At 64.7% G+C, this 15,919-nt stretch carries 15 protein-coding genes; 5 read left to right on the forward strand and 10 right to left on the reverse strand.

The annotated features are described in order from the left end of the window. The gene (gene waaF, locus GTP41_RS09560) at positions 1-1,038 is read right to left on the reverse strand and encodes a lipopolysaccharide heptosyltransferase II (RefSeq protein WP_161025355.1); all 1,038 of its coding nucleotides are present in this window, start codon (positions 1,036-1,038) and stop codon (positions 1-3) included. Positions 1,039-1,176: 138 nt separating this feature from the next. Here waaF and GTP41_RS09565 point away from each other — a divergent pair, with 138 nt between their 5' ends. Beyond that, positions 1,177-3,414 carry a glycosyltransferase family 9 protein gene (locus GTP41_RS09565; protein WP_161025356.1) on the forward strand — a complete coding sequence of 746 codons (2,238 nt, stop codon included), beginning with the start codon at positions 1,177-1,179 and terminating at the stop codon, positions 3,412-3,414. On the opposite strand, the gene GTP41_RS27970 is transcribed toward GTP41_RS09565, so the two are convergent. Together GTP41_RS27970 and GTP41_RS09575 are read right to left on the reverse strand one after the other, a co-directional pair. After that, positions 3,411-4,013 (reverse strand): response regulator transcription factor, encoded by a 603-nt coding sequence (locus GTP41_RS27970; protein WP_161025357.1) that lies wholly within the window; start codon positions 4,011-4,013, stop codon positions 3,411-3,413. The genes GTP41_RS09565 and GTP41_RS27970 overlap by 4 nt on opposite strands. 2 nt (positions 4,014-4,015) lie before the next feature. Then, positions 4,016-5,524, reverse strand: coding sequence for an ATP-binding protein (locus GTP41_RS09575; protein ID WP_371867317.1), 1,509 nt, complete (start codon positions 5,522-5,524; stop codon positions 4,016-4,018). A gap of 241 nt (positions 5,525-5,765) precedes the next feature. Here GTP41_RS09575 and GTP41_RS09580 point away from each other — a divergent pair, with 241 nt between their 5' ends. Then, positions 5,766-6,668: a VirK/YbjX family protein gene (locus GTP41_RS09580; RefSeq protein ID WP_161025359.1), complete on the forward strand. Its 903-nt coding sequence runs from the start codon at positions 5,766-5,768 to the stop codon at positions 6,666-6,668. A gap of 61 nt (positions 6,669-6,729) precedes the next feature. Next, a complete protein-coding gene (locus tag GTP41_RS09585; RefSeq protein ID WP_161025586.1) occupies positions 6,730-6,963 on the forward strand; it encodes a DUF6139 family protein in 234 nt (77 codons plus the stop codon). 26 nt (positions 6,964-6,989) lie between these two features. On the opposite strand, the gene GTP41_RS09590 is transcribed toward GTP41_RS09585, so the two are convergent. From GTP41_RS09590 to GTP41_RS09620, 7 genes are all read right to left on the reverse strand, one after another. Beyond that, positions 6,990-7,256 carry a KTSC domain-containing protein gene (locus GTP41_RS09590; RefSeq protein WP_161025360.1) on the reverse strand — a complete coding sequence of 89 codons (267 nt, stop codon included), beginning with the start codon at positions 7,254-7,256 and terminating at the stop codon, positions 6,990-6,992. A gap of 3 nt (positions 7,257-7,259) precedes the next feature. Beyond that, positions 7,260-8,477, reverse strand: coding sequence for a hypothetical protein (locus GTP41_RS09595; RefSeq protein WP_161025361.1), 1,218 nt, complete (start codon positions 8,475-8,477; stop codon positions 7,260-7,262). Positions 8,478-8,479: 2 nt separating this feature from the next. Further along, entirely contained in the window at positions 8,480-10,000 is a 1,521-nt protein-coding gene (locus GTP41_RS09600) for an MBOAT family O-acyltransferase (RefSeq protein ID WP_161025362.1), read from the reverse strand. A gap of 99 nt (positions 10,001-10,099) precedes the next feature. Beyond that, the gene (dnaE, locus tag GTP41_RS09605) at positions 10,100-13,636 is read right to left on the reverse strand and encodes a DNA polymerase III subunit alpha (RefSeq protein ID WP_161025363.1); all 3,537 of its coding nucleotides are present in this window, start codon (positions 13,634-13,636) and stop codon (positions 10,100-10,102) included. A 60-nt stretch (positions 13,637-13,696) separates the two neighbouring features. Next, positions 13,697-14,116 carry a type II toxin-antitoxin system VapC family toxin gene (locus GTP41_RS09610; protein WP_161025364.1) on the reverse strand — a complete coding sequence of 140 codons (420 nt, stop codon included), beginning with the start codon at positions 14,114-14,116 and terminating at the stop codon, positions 13,697-13,699. Continuing rightward, the gene (locus GTP41_RS09615) at positions 14,113-14,355 is read right to left on the reverse strand and encodes a type II toxin-antitoxin system Phd/YefM family antitoxin (RefSeq protein ID WP_161025365.1); all 243 of its coding nucleotides are present in this window, start codon (positions 14,353-14,355) and stop codon (positions 14,113-14,115) included. Before GTP41_RS09615 ends, GTP41_RS09610 begins: the two co-directional genes overlap by 4 nt. A gap of 47 nt (positions 14,356-14,402) precedes the next feature. Continuing rightward, a complete protein-coding gene (locus GTP41_RS09620; RefSeq protein ID WP_161025366.1) occupies positions 14,403-15,038 on the reverse strand; it encodes a TetR/AcrR family transcriptional regulator in 636 nt (211 codons plus the stop codon). A 56-nt stretch (positions 15,039-15,094) separates the two neighbouring features. Between GTP41_RS09620 and GTP41_RS09625 the strand changes: the two genes are divergently transcribed. Together GTP41_RS09625 and GTP41_RS09630 are read left to right on the forward strand one after the other, a co-directional pair. Continuing rightward, the gene (locus GTP41_RS09625; RefSeq protein ID WP_161025367.1) at positions 15,095-15,502 is read left to right on the forward strand and encodes an MAPEG family protein; all 408 of its coding nucleotides are present in this window, start codon (positions 15,095-15,097) and stop codon (positions 15,500-15,502) included. Positions 15,503-15,580: 78 nt separating this feature from the next. Next, a complete protein-coding gene (locus GTP41_RS09630) occupies positions 15,581-15,883 on the forward strand; it encodes a c-type cytochrome (RefSeq protein ID WP_161025368.1) in 303 nt (100 codons plus the stop codon). Positions 15,884-15,919: the final 36 nt, after the last annotated feature.

Below are 15,919 nucleotides of genomic sequence, written 5' to 3' on the forward strand. Positions count from 1 at the left end.
TCAGCGCGGCGCCAGCATCGGCTCCAGCGTTTGCCATACCTGGCCGGCGCTGATGCCGTGCATGCAGTTCTGGTGGCCCAGCGGGCATTCGCGCTGGCGGCACGGCGAGCAATCCAGGCGCAGCGAGATCGAGGCCGCCAGGTCGGAGAACGGCGGCGCGTGGTCCGGGTCGGTCGGGCCGTAAATCGCAATCACCGGGCGGTTCAGCGCCGAGGCAATGTGCAGCAGGCCGGAATCGTTGCTCACCACCCCTGCCGAGCGCGAGATCAGGGCCACCGCGTCGGCCAGGCTGGTTTTGCCGGCCAGGCTAAGCAAGCCGGCCGGCGCGCCCGCTGCGGCGACCACTTCGCTGCAGGTGTCGGCATCCTTGGGCGAGCCAAGCAGGGCCACTTGGGCCTGCGGGTCGCGCGCCAGGATGTGCAGGGCCAACTGGCCGAAGTGGGCCGGCGGCCAACGCTTGGCGCCGCCGAATTCCGCGCCGGGCGCAAACACCACCAGCGGGCGCGCCGGGTCCAGGCCAACCTTGGCGCAGGCGGCAGCGACCTGCCCCGCGCTGGCCTCCATGCGCGGCTTGGGCAGCGCACCGCGCAACGCGGCGTCCGGCGCATCGGCCAGCGCCGCGTAGAACGGCACCATCGGGCGCGGCGGCGTGTCGTCGAAATGCATCACATTGATCAGGCCATAGCGGCTCTCGCCCTTATAGCCGACGCGGCGCGGGATGCCCGCCAGCCACGGGATCAGGGCGTACTTCAGGGTATTGGGCAGGATGTAGGCGTCGGCGTAGCCGCGCTGGCGCAGCAGGCGCGCATAGCGCCAGCGCTCTTTCAACTGCAGCGCGCCGTGGCGGAACGGCGTCTCCAGCACCTCGGCCACCTCCGCCATCTGGCGCCACACCGGCGTCACGGCGGGCGGCGCCAGCACGTCGATCGGGCGCCCCGGATTGGCGGCCTTCAGCAGCTGCAGCAGCGGCTGCGCCATTACGGCGTCCCCGATCCAGTTTGGCGAAATCACCAGCGTACGGCCCGATTGCGATGTCATGTTGTCTATTTTTCCAAGTGCGCTAACCAGCCATTATTACCGATTGCAGCAACGGCAACAACACGCGCCTGGGCGGAGCGGCGCAGGCCCGGCTGCTATAATCTGGCACTTTTCGGTCATCATTCAATTGCGCAGTCCATGCTGGAAAACCAAGATCTAACGCCCGCCAAGACACGACTGCCCGCCAACCTGCTGGCCTTTGCGCTACCGGCATTGGCCCTGACCACCTCTTTCGGCATCGGCGCCGTGCAGGCCCTGGCCCTGCTCTTGTTCGCATGGTACTTCCGCAGCGGCGTATTCGCCTGCTACCGCGACAACTGGCGCAGCGTGCGCCCGATGGTGCTGGCGTTCGGCGCCTTCTTTGCGTTCTCGCTGCTGCGCCTCGTGATCGACCAGCAGCCCCTGCGCACGCTGGACGGCCCCTCGCGCATGCTGTTCGGGCTGGCCTGCATCGGCGTGTTCTGCCACCTGAAGCCGCAAGTGCGCCACTTCTGGCTCGGCCTGTGCTACGGCACCCTGGCCGCCGCCGTGCTGGCCGTGCTGCAAACCCAGTTCTGGGACATGCCGCGCGCCGAAGGCTTCACCCACCACGCGATCACCTTCGGCGACCTGGCCCTGGCCATGGGCCTGATGGCGATCTGCAGCCTGAATACCTCGCGCGAGCTGCGCTACCTGCCGGCGCTGGCCCTGCTGGCCGGCATCGTCGCATCCGCCCTTTCCGCCTCGCGCGGCGGCTGGCTGGCCTTCCCGCTGGTGGCCTTGCCGCTGGCGCGCTACGGCTACCAGATGCACGGCAAGCGCATGCTGGTGGCGCTGGGCATGGCGGCTGCGCTGTGCGTGCTGGCCTACCTGGTGCCGGCCACCGGCGTGGCGCAGCGCGTGGCGGAAGCGGTGTCCGACGTGCAGGGCTACCTGGCGCGCGGCGACGCCACCACCTCGGTTGCCATCCGCCTCGAATTATGGAAAGCGTCCTGGCTGATGTTCCTTGAGAACCCCTGGCTGGGCGTGGGCCGCGACAACTTCGACCTCGCGCTGCATGCGCTGGCCGCCAAAGGCCTGATCCAGAACTCGCCGGCGCTCGCATACAGCAGCAGCCATAACGACGCCCTGCACTTCCTGGCCACCGGCGGCCTGCTTGATTTCTGCCTGCTGCTGGCGATGTACGCGGCGCCGTTCCAGTTCTTCCGCAATATGCTGCACGCGGCCGACCACGGCCAGCGCCCGCTGGCCCTGGCCGGCATGGTGATGGTGCTGTGCTTTGTCGGCTTTGGCCTGACCGACACCATGTTCTGGCTGATGGCGCCCAAGCTGTTCTACGTGACCATGGCCTGCAGCCTGGCCGGCATCTGCCTGTACATGACGCGCGGCGCCAACGTGCCGCGCCGCATTCTGGTCACGCGCACCGACAATATCGGCGACGTGGTGCTGACCCTGCCGATCGCCGGCTGGCTGAAGCAGCGCTACCCGGGCGTGCACATCACCTTCCTGGTGCGGCGCTACGCGGCGCACACCGTGGGCCAGTGCCGCAATGTGGATCAAGTGGTGGCGATCGAAGACCATCCCGACCTGGCGCAGCATTTCCGCGCCGCCGGCTACGACACGGTGCTGCTGGCCTTCCCGAAACGCAGCATCGCCATGGCGGCCTGGCGCGCCGGCATCGGGCGCCGTATCGGCACCAGCCACCGCTTCTACCACTGGTTCACCTGCAATGAGATGGTGCGCTTCAGCCGCGTGAAATCGCAGCTGCACGAAGCGCAGCTCAATTTCGAGCTGCTGCGCCCTTTGGGCCTGAAACAGATCCCGCCGCTGCAGGAAGTGTGGCCGATGTACGGCCTGCAGGCGCCGGCCAGCGAGAAGGTCGATGCGCTGCTTGGCGCGCAAGGCTGCAACGTGATCCTGCACACCAAGTCCAACGGCAACGGCCGCGAATGGCCGCTGGCGCATTTCACCGAGCTGGCTCGCCTGCTGCAGGCCCATGGCGATGTGAAGCTGTGGCTGACCGGCAGCGCGCCGGAAGGCGAGCTGCTGGCGCAGCAAGCGCCCGCGCTGCTGGCCCTGCCCAATGTGAACAATGTGTGCGGCAAGCTGGATTTGCGCGAGCTGCTGGCCCTGATCGGGCGCTCCGACGGCCTGGTGGCCAGCGGCACCGGTCCGCTGCACCTGTCGGCGGCGCTGGGCCGCCCTACCCTGGGACTGTTCCCGCCGATTAAGCCGATTGATATTGCGCGCTGGGGCGCGTTGGGCGAGCAGGCGGTGAACCTGGCCGCCGCGCAAGCCTGCGGCCAATGCCAGGACAAGAACGCCTGCCGCTGCATGGAAGCGATCACGCCGCAGCAGGTGCGCGATGTGATCCTGGGCTGGCGGCGCCGGACTTAATCGCGCAGGGCCACGCGCACCAGGTCGGCCACATTATCCACGCCCAGCTTGGCCATCAGGCGCGCCTTGTGGACTTCCACGGTGCGCACGCTGATATTCAGCTCGGGCGCGATCTCACGGTTATGGCGGCCCATCACCACCAGTTCAAACACCTCCCGCTCACGCGGCGTCAGCTCGCCCAATAGCTGGTCGCGCTGGATGCGGCGATCCAGGTCCTGGCGCTGGCGCTGCTGCATCGAGAAGGCCTCCTCGATGGCGGCGATCAGCTTATCCTCCTCGAACGGCTTCTCCAGGAAATCCACCGCGCGCGCCTTGAACGCCTCGCGCGCCGAGCTCACGTCGCCGTGGCCGGTCACGATAATCACCGGCAGCAGCGAATCCATATCGTTCAAGGTGCGCTGCAGCGACAGCCCGTCCATGCCGGACATGCGGATATCGGCCACCAGGCAGCCGGCCCATTCAGGCTGGAAGGCCTGCAGGAAATCCTCGGCGCTGGCGAAAACAGCGGTGCGGTAGCCGCGCACGCCGAGCAGCAAGCCCAGTGCATCGCGCAGCGAAGGGTCATCGTCAACGATGAATACGGTAAGGTTAGGCGACACGTTTATTCTCCAGAATCCAGCGCCGGCAGTATAAATCGAAAGACCCCGTGCGCGGCAACTTCCGCCCACAAAGTGCCGCCGTGGGCCTCCACAATGGCGCGGCTCAGCACCAGGCCCAGGCCCATGCCACTCGCCTTGGTCGAGACGAAAGGCTCGAACAGGCGCGCCGCCGCCGCCTCCGACAAGCCCGCGCCGCTATCCTCCACGGTGAAGCGCAGCCTGCCGCCGACATTCTCCGCCACCACCGTGATGCTGCGCTGGCCGGCCGGTCGCGCGCGCACCGCATCCAGCGCATTGGCCAGCAGGTTGCGCAGCACCAGCTCGATCTGCAGGCGGTCCACCTGTACTGCCAGCGCCGGCGCCGGCGCCACCGTCAGCTGCACCCCATACTCATGGAACTGGGGCCGGAACTGCTGCACGATACCCGCCAACAAAGCGCCCGCGCCCACCGTCTCCAGCTGCATGGCGCCGGTGCGGAAAAAGTCGCGCAGGCGCCGCACCACCTCCGCCGCGCGCGCCGACTCGTTGATCATCTGGCCGATCGCGTTCCGCAGCAGGTCGCCGGTTTCGCCGCGCGCCAGCAAATGCTCGCACGCCTTGCCGTACACCGCCAGCGCCGTCATCGGCTGGTTCAGTTCATGCGCCAGCGCCGCCGCCATCTCACCCGCCGCCGCCAGCCGCAAGGTCTGCTTCAACTCCTCCGCCACCTGGCGCCGCTCGTCCACCACGATGCCGATGAAAAAGCCCACCAGCGCCAGCACCGCATCCAGCAGCTGCAGCTCGGACACCGTGATGTTATCGGCCTGGTTGGCCTTGACCAGGGTGACGATGGCCAGCTGCAGCACGAACACCACCAGCGCCGCGCCGTGCACGCCCTGGCGCGAAGCGGCCCAGATCAGCGGCAGGAACAGGAAATAGAAGTGCTTGAACTCGGACGTGACGATATAGCCGAACACCGCCCACAGCACAAAGATCGCCAGCGCCAGGTAGCCCAGCGTCTCCGGCTTCCAGGTCGCCGCGCGCAAGCGCGCCCGGCCCTCCGCCGTGGAAAGCTTGAGCAGCAGCGGCATGCTTACCACCACGCCGACCATATCGCCGAAGCCGAAACGCCAGACGGCGCGCAGCCAGTCCTGCCAGGGCACGAGCCCCAGCCAGGCCAGCAAGGAAATATGGAACAGCGCGTTCAGCATGGTGCCCGCCGCCACCAGCGCCAGCCACTGGTAGAAGCTGCGGCGCGAGGTGAAGAGGGACGCCCCCTCCAGCACCCGGCGCAGCGTCTCGCCCAGCAAGCCGTAGGCGCAGGTCAGCCAGCCCGCCGTCAGCACGGTGCCCAGCGGTCCGCCGGGCATGCCGCGCACCAGCACATCGCCCGCCACCAGGGCCAGGAACCAGGGCAACGCCGCGCGCGGCCCGATCACCAGCCAGAACACCAGGCCCAATGCCGTATCCGGATTCCACGGTGTGATGTTGAGCCCGTGCAGCGGCTCGACATAGCTCAACCAGTCAAACACCAGGTAGACCAGTATAAAACCAGCTGAGGGCAATAAAGGTGGAAGTCGCATGGGAAAAATTCGCAACTAAGGGTTTTACCTATTGAAAACCTGTTAAGCAAGGGTGACGCCAAGAGGCAACCAACATTGATTTACAGCAACACATACGAGGATCGCGTACGCAACCCTACAGTATTGCCGCACCAATCCGGTGCAATTAGCATTGTCGGATTGTAACGCACTGTTTCGAATTCATAACATCATGTATCAGCACGCAATCACCCTGCGCTCCGGGCTGGAACCGAAATCACCGCTGTCCCGCCTCACGGCAGGGCTGAAGCTGCACATGCGCGCCCTGGGCGCACCGCGCCTGACGCGCGACTGGCTCGACCTGCTCAACTCGCACGCCGCCCTGCGCCAGCTGGCGGCGCTGCAGCCGCGCCTGATCCACAAGATTTATCGCCCTTGGCTCAGCAAGCGCTACTGCCAGCACGGCCGCCTGGCAGCGCTGGCCGACCACTACCGTTTCATTGTCCAGCACGGCCTGGGCGAAGCCACGGTGCAAGCGGCGCGCCACGGGCTCGAGCTTGCCAGTTTCACGGGAAAATCGGGCGCCCACTATACCATCGAACTACGCGCCGTCGTGCCGATGGAAAGGGAGGGTGAACTGGTGCTGCAGCTGCTGTGCCAGGGCGCCCTGGTGTACGCACTGGCCTTCTCCTTCCTGCACGAAGGCACGGCGCGCCAGATCGGCATCGGCTGCGTACAAGGCCCGCAGTGCGGCGGCGGCCTGGAGCTGGGGCGCGAAGCGACGCGCGACCTGCACGGCCTGCGCCCGAAGAACCTGCTGCTCAAACTGGTCAGCCAGCTCGGCCACGCCTGGGGCTGCGAGCGCCTGGTTCTGGTCGGCAACAGCAACCGCGCCGTGTGCGGCAAATCGATCCGCAAAGGCAAGGTCAAAGCCTGCTACGACAGCCTGTGGCAGGAGCTGGGCGCCGCCAGCCGTCCCGACGGCGACTGGCAACTGCCGTGCGCGCCCCTGCAAGCGCCGGACATGGAAGAAATTCCATCGAAGAAACGAGCAGAAGTCCGCCGCCGCCACGATTTGATGACCCAGGTCAATCTTTCGGTGCTGGCGAAAATGGTGCCTGTAAAAGTGGCATAAGCGGGTGTAGAATCAAAGCGTTACGCCAGCCCGTGCGTAGGACAATTGAAGGGAGATGAAGATGCGCCTGGATATCTATCGTCGTGCCGAACACAACGGCATTTTTTCCTACCTTGCCGTTCCCGAAGGCAAACCCATCCCGCAAGAAGCCATCAACACCGACTGGCTGCCCGCCGAGCAATCACTGGAAGTCGAAGATGATGTGCAAGCCCTGCCCGCCTACCACATCGACAAGCTGATCCAGCAAATGGGCAGCAAAGGCTACGCCATCACCGGCCTCAAAGACATGCAGTAAAAAATGGGGACGTACCCCATTTTTTCTTAGTCCCCGAACAGGTCGTCGAGCCCGGCGGGCCGGGTGCCCGTTTGCGGCTTGGTGCGCCCTTTGCGGCCGGTGAATTCTTCTTCGATGTTGTCGCGGTAGAAGCTCCACGCGCTACCGGTGCTGGAAAAGCGCTGCCAGATGTCGCGGCTGACGTTGTCGTAGTCGATGGCGCTGCCGTCATCGAATTCGACGCGCAACACGCGCGCGCGTTCGTCGTAGCCGATCGCGCGCAGCTTGCCTGCGTTGATGCGCTTCATGTCCATGCCCTACCCTCCTCGTTGCTGTTGTTGCCGGCTGGCGCGCGCCACCATTTCCTGCGCTTCCGCGAACAGGCCGGGCTGACTGGCCAGGCATTGCGCGCGCTCGGCGGCGATGCGCTGGCGATTCAGTTCCGCACTCTGCGCGGTCAGCTCCATGCCGAAGCCAGTGGCAGGTGTCGACGCCAGCATGCGGCGCAGCATCTCTTCGCCCAAGGCCGGTTTCTGGTGCCCGGCCTCCCAGTACCAGCGCGTGCTGCCGCCCTTGCCCGGCGGCGGAATCGGCTCGCAATTGAATTCGCCAAAGCCGCTGAAATCGTGCACCGCGATCCGCGCTTGCGGATGGCGCGCGCGCGCCGCTTCGGCCTCCTGCTGCAGGATGGACTTCCATTCCTCGAACAGCGGCCAGACGCCGCTTGCTTCGTACATGGCCAGCAGCTGCGCGTGGTAAGCATACACCAGCAGATGCACCTCCGCGCCCGGATTATCGCCGGCCGCCACGTCCAACAAAGCACGAATGCTCTTGCGCGCGCCCTCGCGGTCCAGGCCATATGGCGCGCGCTGCACCAGCATGGCGGCGCCCTCCTCCGCGCGCTGGCGGAAAATCTTGTAGTAACCGTCGTTGCGCACAAAACCCGCGTACTCATGCAGCGGATTCAAGCCGCGCGGCGTCATGGTTTCCGCCTCGCCGTTGCCCTGCATGGCCAGAGTGGCGGCAGCGGCGCGCACAGCGCCGAGCGAGAACACCGTCTCGAAGCGCCAGCGCCAGGCCGCCGCCGGCATCGGGGGCGCATTCCACACGCCGGCGCGCTCGCCAGGGCGCAGCAGGGAATCATGAAAATCAACGCCCGCCACCACGCGCGCCGGCCGCACGCCGCCGCTGCGCAAATACGCCAGTTGCCCGACCGCCACCGAGGTGCCCGTGCCCGCCAGTCCAAGGTTATACGCGCTGCCGCCGAACTGCGGGCTGGCCGGGTCGAAGCCCACTTCCACCCGCGAATTCCCGACCAGGAACTGGTTGGCCTGCACGCGCTGCGCGCGGGCCAGCTTGATCTCATTGCGGAAGTAGTACGGAACCGGCTTTTTGGCGTTGAGGCCGGGCGCGTTCACGATGCCGAACAAGTCGTAAGGATCGGCCAGCACGACCAGGGCCGTCACCAGGCCGACACCCGCCAGCATGGTCTGCGCCAGTGTGCGCAAGTAGCTGCGATGCGAAATAGTAGCCATGATCAGAACTGGAAGTAGAGGAATTCGCTAGGGCGCGCCAGCGCCAGCAAGCACAGGACGGCGAGCAGGCCGCTTGCCAGCGCGCTGCCTTGCGACGGCAACCAGGACAGACGCGCCGGCGCGGCGCTGCCATCGTGATCGAGGGCCGGCGCAAAGCGGTGCATGATCTGCTGCGTGTTCGGCATCAGGAAGGCCACCAGCGCCGCCAGCGTCACCCAGCCCCAGGTCTCCACGAACTGCGAGCCGCCGCCCAGCGACCAGGTCACGCCCAGCTGCTGCAGCGTGGCCTGCAAGCCGCCCAGGCGCACGCCGATCGCATCCGGCAGCGACACCCCGTTCTGGCCCAGCATACCGGCCACGATGCGCAGCGCCGACGGCAGGTCGGCCGCGCGGAAGAAGACCCAGGCAAAGACCACGGCGACAAAGGTCAGCGCCCACGCCGCCAGGCACCCGATCCGGCTGCCGCCCCGCCACCCCAGGCGCGCCCGCGCCGCCTGCCACAGGTGCGCCAGCACCAGGTACAGGCCATGCAAAGTGCCCCACACGACAAAGTTCCAGCTCGCCCCATGCCACAAGCCGCCCAGCACCATGGTCAGCATCAGGTTGATCTTGGCGCGCAGCTTGCCGCGCCGGTTGCCGCCCAGCGGGATGTACAGGTAATCGCGCAGGAAGCGCGACAACGTCATATGCCAGCGCCGCCAGAACTCCACGATGTTCAGCGCCTTATACGGCGAGTTGAAGTTCAGCGGCAGGTTCACGCCGAACATGCGCGACAAGCCGATCGCCATATCCGAGTAGCCGGAAAAGTCGAAATACAGCTGGAAGGTATAGGCCAGCACCCCGCCCCACGCCGCCAGCAAGGTCGGCTCGCCCGGCGCATTGAACAGCACATTGGCGTAGGGAGCGAGCGAATCGGCCAGCAGGATCTTCTTGGCCAGGCCGATGATGAAGATGGTCGCCCCCACCGAGAAATTCTCCGCGCGCGGCACCGCGTTCCGCGGATCGGCGAACTGCGGCATCATCTCCTTATGGTGCAGCACCGGCCCCGCCACCAGGTGCGGGAAGTAGGTCACGAACAGCAGGTAATGGACAAAGCGCCCCTCCTGCACAAAGCCGCGCGCCGTATCGACCAGGAAGGCGATCTGGGTAAAGGTAAAGAAGGAAATTCCGATCGGCAGCACCACCTGCAGCATGACGGACTGCTCGCCGGTCAGGCTGGTGTAGAAGAAATTAGCGTACTTGTAGTAGCCCAGCAGCAGCAGGTTGGCCGCAATCGCGCCGCCCAGCCACCAGTGGCGCGCCCGCCCCTGCGCAGCCCGGATCGCCTGCGCGCAGCCGTAGTTGGCCGTGATGGACGCCAGCAGCAGCGGCACATAGCGCAGGTCCCACCAGCCGTAGAAAAACAGCGACGCCAGCGCCAGCCAGGCGATGCCCCAGGCCGGCTCGCGCCGCGCCAGCCAGAAGTAGCCAAGCAGGGTGACTGGCAGGAACGCCAGCAGAAAACTGAAAGAGTTGAACAACATATTCAGGAGAAGCCGAGCGGGAAACGCCCGATTCTAACCCGATTATGTTGGAACAATGTTAACGATTTCGCACACTACCGCCGAGACCGGGGGCTGTTTTCAGTATTCGATGGCGACTTCCTGGGCGCCCAGGCCTTGTTCGAGGGCAAGCTTTAGCTCGTCGGAAGGGGCAACGCGCCAGTTGTCGCCCAGTTGCAGCACGCAGTCGATGCCTTGCGGCTGCACCCGCAGCGAGACCGGCAGGCCGTATTCGTCGCGGTGCGGGCCGAGCACTTCGGCCAGCTTGGCGGACGGCACGGCCTTGGGCAGCGCCATGCCGATCTGGCGTCCGAACTGGATGCGCGCGGCGGTGATGTTGTACACCTTTTCGGCGGAGATGCGCAGGCCGCCCGAGAAGCGGTCTTCAGACACCTTGCCGGTCACGCACAGGAATTCGTCTTCCTTGAACATATGCTTGTTCGGTTCGAAGACTTCGTTGTAGACGGTGACCTCCACCACGGCGGTCTTGTCGTCCAGCGTGACGATCAGCAGTTTGCCGCGCTGGGTCATCTGGGTGCGGATGCCGGACACCACGCCGCACATCATGCGCGGTTCGCGCGACGGTTCGAGCTCGGACAGCTTGGTGCGGGCGAAGCGGCGCGCTTCGACGGCATAGGAGTCGAACATATGGCCGGACAGGTAGTAGCCCAGCGCGATCTTCTCTTCCGCCAGCTTTTCGCGGTCGGTCCACGGCAGCGCGCTCACGTAGTCGGGCGGCGCCACCAGGTCGGAATCGTCGCCGCCGAACAGGCTGACCTGGTTGGCGGATTTGGCTTCCTGGTCGGCGTACTCCATGGCGAAGCTGACGGAGGCGAACAGCACCGCGCGGTCCACGCCAAATTCGTCGAACGCGCCGGCACGGATCAAGGCTTCGATGGTGCGACGGTTCATCTGCTTCTTGTCCACGCGCCGGCAGAAGTCGAACAGGCTGGTGAACGGGCCGCCTGCGGTGCGCGCGGCGATGATCGCTTCGATCGCATTCTGGCCGGCGCCTTTCACGCCGCCCAGGCCGTAGCGGATCCTGGTGGCTTTCTTGCCAGGCTCGCCGTCCGGGCGGAAGTGGTAGGCGGATTTATTAACGTCCGGCGGCAGGATGGTCAGGCCGCAGACGTCGATCGAGTCCTCCACCAGGATCTTCACCTTCTCCGTGTCGTCCATGGCCAGCGACATGTTGGCTGCCATGAACGCTGCGGTGTGGTGGTGCTTGAGATAGGCGGTGTGGTACGACAGCAGCGCATACGCGGCCGCGTGCGATTTATTGAAGCCGTAGCCCGCGAACTTCTCCATCAAGTCGAAGATCTCGTCGGCTTTTTCCACCGTCAGGCCGCCCTCTTGCGCGCCCTTGCGGAAGATCTCGCGGTGCTCCGCCATCTCCTCGGCTTTTTTCTTACCCATCGCACGGCGCAGCATGTCCGCGCCGCCCAGCGAGTAGCCGCCGATGATCTGCGCCATCTGCATAACCTGTTCCTGGTAAACCATGATGCCGTAGGTTTCGGACAGGATGCCCTCGGTGCGCGGATCGGGGTAGTCGAACTTTTCGCCGTGCTTACGTTTGCAGAAGTCCGGGATCAGGTCCATCGGGCCCGGACGGTACAGCGCCACCAGCGCGATAATGTCTTCGAAGCGGTCGGGACGCGCGTCTTTCAGCATGCCCTGCATGCCGCGCGATTCAAGCTGGAACACGGCGACGGTCTTCGCCTTGGTCAGCAGCTCGTAGGTCGGGCGGTCGTTCAGCGGCAGCTTGGCCAGGTCGAAGTCGCCCAGCGAGGGATCAAGGTCCTTGATGTAGTTGACCGCGCGGTCCAGGATGGTAAGCGTGGTCAGACCCAAGAAGTCGAACTTCACCAGGCCGATGGCCTCCACGTCGTCCTTGTCGAACTGCGACACCACGCCCGAATCGCCGGACTGGGTGTACAGCGGGCAGAAGTCGGTCAGCTTGCCGGGCGCGATCAGCACGCCGCCGGCGTGCATGCCGATGTTACGGGTGATGCCTTCCACCTGCTGCGCCAGGTCGAGCAGCTGGCGCACTTCCTCTTCGTTTTCCTGGCGCTCTTTCAGCAGCGGTTCTTCTTCAATCGCCTCCGCGATCGAGACCGGCTTGCCCGGCTTGAACGGGATCAGCTTGGACACGCCGTCGCAGAACATATAACCGAAGTCCATCACGCGGCCCACGTCGCGGATCGCGCCTTTCGCCGCCATGGTACCGAAGGTGGCGATCTGCGACACCGCCTCGCGCCCGTACAGGTCCTTTACGTGCTGGATCACCAGCTCGCGCTTCTCCTGGCAGAAGTCAATATCGAAGTCGGGCATCGATACGCGTTCAGGGTTCAGGAAACGCTCAAACAGCAGGTTGTATTTCAGCGGGTCCAGATCGGTAATCTTCAGCGCATACGCCACCAGCGAGCCCGCGCCGGAACCACGGCCCGGCCCAATCGGCACGCCGTTGTTCTTGCCCCACTGGATAAACTCCGCAACGATCAGGAAGTAGCCCGGGAACTTCATCTTGATGATGGTGTCGTTCTCGAACTTCAGGCGCGCCTCGTAGCGCGGGCGTTCCTTCTCGCGCTTCTCCGGATCGGGGAACAGCTGGATCAAACGCTCTTCCAGGCCCTTGGTGGTTTCCGCGACCAGGAACTCGTCGATGGTCATGCCCGGCGTCGGGAAGTTCGGCAGCTGCGGCTTGCCCAGCACCAGCGACAGGTTGCAGCGCTTGGCGATTTCCACCGAGTTTTGCAGCGCGGCCGGCAGGTCGTGGAACAGCTCCGCCATCTCGGCCTGCGTCAGGAAGCGCATTTGCTCGTTGAAGCGCTTGACGCGCTTGGCGTTGGCCAGCATCTCGCCTTCCGCGATACAGACGCGCGCCTCGTGCGCGATGTACTCTTCCTTCGACAGGAACTGCACCGGATGCGTCGCCACCACCGGCAGGCCAAGCTTGGCCGCCAGCGCCACCGACTGGCGCACCTGTACTTCCTGGTTGGCCTGGCCGGCGCGCTGGATCTCGACGTAGAAATGCCCGTTCGGGAAAATCTCGGCCCACTTGCGCGCATTGGCCTCGGCCAAATCCAGGTTGCCGTTCTCGATCGCCTGGCCGATGTCGCCGAAATGGGCGCCAGACAGGGCGATCAGGCAGTTGCGCGGGTCTTCGCCCGGCAGCAGCGGGTATTCCTTGTTCGGCAGGTCGCGCAGCCACTCGGTGCGGATCTCGGCGCGGCCCTTCCACTGGTTGTTCAGCCACGCTTCCGACAGCAGCTCGCACAGCTGCAGGTAGCCCATGCGGTTTTTCGCATACAGCATGATGCGGTGCGGCTTGTCGCGGTTTTCGTCGTTGGTGATCCAGGCGTCGACGCCGACGATTGGCTTGATGCCCTTGCCGCGCGCCGCCTTGTAGAAGCGCACCATGGCGAACATATTGGCCAGGTCGGTGATGGCGATCGCGCCCTGCCCGTCCTTGACCGCCTTCTTGATCATGTCGTCATAGCGCACCAGGCCGTCGACAATCGAATATTCCGTGTGTACGCGCAGGTGCACGAATTGCGGTCCCACGGGCGCTGCGGCTGGCGCGGCGTCTACTGGCTGGTCGATTGTTTCAATGCTCATGTGGCGGGCGGTCTTCTAGTCGGATATCCCGCTATTTTACCGCCTGAGCTCAGGCAACTGCTATTCGAATACCTTCCCACCGACAGCCCGCATCGCAGCGGCCATTTGGCGGTCAAAAGTTGCCAAAATTGCTCCCGTGCGCAAAGCCAAGTCCAGGTAGCTCGCATCGTAGACGGTGAGTCCGCACAAACGTGCTCGATGCAATACTTGCCGCCTTTGCAATACAGGTGAAACAGCCTCGATCCCCAGCGGCAAGGCATCCACCGCCTGTAAAAACTCTTCGGCCTGGGCCAGTGTCAACACTCCCCGCCGCTCAGCCACTAACAAACCGTTGGCAACCTCCAGATGCAAGAACGCCGGGGCCATAAGTTCGAAATCGGCCAAGTGATCGCGCAGGCGCGCTGCACAAGCCTTCTCAATGCTATCTTGTCGAGCAAATTGCCAAGCCAGGATCATGGAAGCATCCAGCACCAACTTCATGTCCGGCCTTCGCGAATCCAGTCCCGGATTTCGTCATCGCCAACCCCTTTGATCAATTCAATTTTGCGCAACGCATCGATAGTGGCTTGGATGTCCTGGCGCGCCTTGGCTTCGGACGGGATAAGGTCCGCTACCGGCTTACCGCGCACAGAAATGGTGAATCGCTGCCCCTCCCCAACCTCGCGCAGCAACTCGGAAAGACGGGCTTTTGCGTCGAAAGCGCCTACTTCACGGTACATTTTTGGCCTCCCAAACTAGTTCAATGCCTAGTTCAGTATAGGTCGGCTCACGACGTGATCAAGCCTGCGCCGCGCAGGAACAGGTCGAGGCCGGTTTCGAATGTGCGCTCGAAATGCTCGGGGGAAAAGTATTCGCCGGCGGCGGCCAGCTCGGGAAAGTCGCGCGCCAGCTCGGCATCACCCACCGGGTGCAGGGAGGACGGCCCCTTGGCATAGCCGGCGATTTCATCCAGCGCCGCCCCCACCAGGAAGTACGCCATGGCGCGGAAAGTGCGCGCCGCCGCCTCGCGCCCGAGTCCAGCCGCCAGCAGCGCCAGCAAAATCTCGTTCAGGAAACGCACACATACCGCCGAGTTAAGACGGTGCACCGACAGCACCGGCAAGAAATGCGGATGCCGCAAATTCATCGCCCGCCAGCCGCGCGCCAGTCCGCGCAGGCGCGCCACCGGCTCCAACGCGTGCGGCGGCACGGCGACACTCGCCACCAGGCGGTCGACCAGCGCATCCAGCAGGTGATCCTTGTTGGGGAAATGGTGGTAGATGCTCATCGCCTCGCAGCCCAGCTTCTCGCCGAGCTTGCGCATGCTGAAGGCGGCCAGCCCGATCTCACCGATCAGCTCCAGCGCGGCCAGTTCGATGCGCTCCGGGGTCAGCGCTGTGCGTTTTGTTGTGTTTCCACTCATGTGTTGATATTCTAACACCCACAACCTTACAGTGTAAGTCCATAGGAGACGTCCCCATGCTCATCCCTGAAACCTATCTGCCCACCCTCTGGGCGCTGGCTGCCGCCGGCGCCCTCGTACTGTTCCAGCTGATCGTGGCCGACGTTGCCGCCATCCGCGCCGGCCACCAAGCCGGCACACCCGTTCCGCCCGATTCCAGCAAATTCATCTTCCGCGCCGCGCGCGCCCACGCCAACACCAACGAAAGCATTGCCGCCTTCCTGCTGTTCGCCGTGGCCGGCATCATGTCCGGTGCCGCTGCCGGCTGGCTCAATGCCCTGGCCTGGGCCTATATCGCCTGCCGCGTGGCGCATATGCTCAGCTACTACGCCAACCGGAAATTGGCACGCTCCACGGCATTCGGCCTCAGCCTGGTGGCCTTGCTGGCCATGCTGGCGACCGTGCTGCAGGCTTGGATGAAGTAGACACAGATGGTTGCAAATTACGCGGGGAATCCGCAGATGCCGGTTTAGAATGGGCTACACATATCTTCGGAGATTGCCATGAAAATCATCGCTGCTGCCCTGCTGATGTCCGCCGCGCTCACCGCCCAGGCGAATGAGCCCGAGCAGCTGGCCAAGTCGAAAAGCTGCTTCGCCTGCCACGCCATGGCCAAGAAGCTGGTCGGCCCATCCTTCAAAGATGTCGCCGCCAAGTACAAGAGCGATAAGGGAGCCGAAGACAAGCTGGTGCTGAAGATCCTGCAAGGCGGGTCCGGCGTCTGGGGCGCGGTACCGATGCCGCCCAACCAGGTAACCGACGCCGAGGCTCACCAGCTGGTGCGATGGGTGCTGGCGCAGAAGTAAGCGCTAACGGAAGAACAACGCGTCCTGGTCTGCCTT

It is taken from the genome of Pseudoduganella guangdongensis (assembly GCF_009857475.1).
GTDB classification, from domain to species: domain Bacteria; phylum Pseudomonadota; class Gammaproteobacteria; order Burkholderiales; family Burkholderiaceae_D; genus Rugamonas; species Rugamonas guangdongensis.

What these genes read in the sequence shown, in the direction of transcription:
- waaF (WP_161025355.1), bottom strand. Translation starts at nt 1,038, where the DNA reads ATGACATCGCAATCGGGCCGTACGCTGGTGATTTCGCCAAACTGGATC.
- GTP41_RS09565 (WP_161025356.1), top strand. Translation starts at nt 1,177, where the DNA reads ATGCTGGAAAACCAAGATCTAACGCCCGCCAAGACACGACTGCCCGCC.
- GTP41_RS09580 (WP_161025359.1), top strand. Translation starts at nt 5,766, where the DNA reads ATGTATCAGCACGCAATCACCCTGCGCTCCGGGCTGGAACCGAAATCA.
- GTP41_RS09585 (WP_161025586.1), top strand. Translation starts at nt 6,730, where the DNA reads ATGCGCCTGGATATCTATCGTCGTGCCGAACACAACGGCATTTTTTCC.
- GTP41_RS09590 (WP_161025360.1), bottom strand. Translation starts at nt 7,256, where the DNA reads ATGGACATGAAGCGCATCAACGCAGGCAAGCTGCGCGCGATCGGCTAC.
- GTP41_RS09595 (WP_161025361.1), bottom strand. Translation starts at nt 8,477, where the DNA reads ATGGCTACTATTTCGCATCGCAGCTACTTGCGCACACTGGCGCAGACC.
- GTP41_RS09600 (WP_161025362.1), bottom strand. Translation starts at nt 10,000, where the DNA reads ATGTTGTTCAACTCTTTCAGTTTTCTGCTGGCGTTCCTGCCAGTCACC.
- dnaE (WP_161025363.1), bottom strand. Translation starts at nt 13,636, where the DNA reads ATGAGCATTGAAACAATCGACCAGCCAGTAGACGCCGCGCCAGCCGCA.
- GTP41_RS09610 (WP_161025364.1), bottom strand. Translation starts at nt 14,116, where the DNA reads ATGAAGTTGGTGCTGGATGCTTCCATGATCCTGGCTTGGCAATTTGCT.
- GTP41_RS09615 (WP_161025365.1), bottom strand. Translation starts at nt 14,355, where the DNA reads ATGTACCGTGAAGTAGGCGCTTTCGACGCAAAAGCCCGTCTTTCCGAG.
- GTP41_RS09620 (WP_161025366.1), bottom strand. Translation starts at nt 15,038, where the DNA reads ATGAGTGGAAACACAACAAAACGCACAGCGCTGACCCCGGAGCGCATC.
- GTP41_RS09625 (WP_161025367.1), top strand. Translation starts at nt 15,095, where the DNA reads ATGCTCATCCCTGAAACCTATCTGCCCACCCTCTGGGCGCTGGCTGCC.
- GTP41_RS09630 (WP_161025368.1), top strand. Translation starts at nt 15,581, where the DNA reads ATGAAAATCATCGCTGCTGCCCTGCTGATGTCCGCCGCGCTCACCGCC.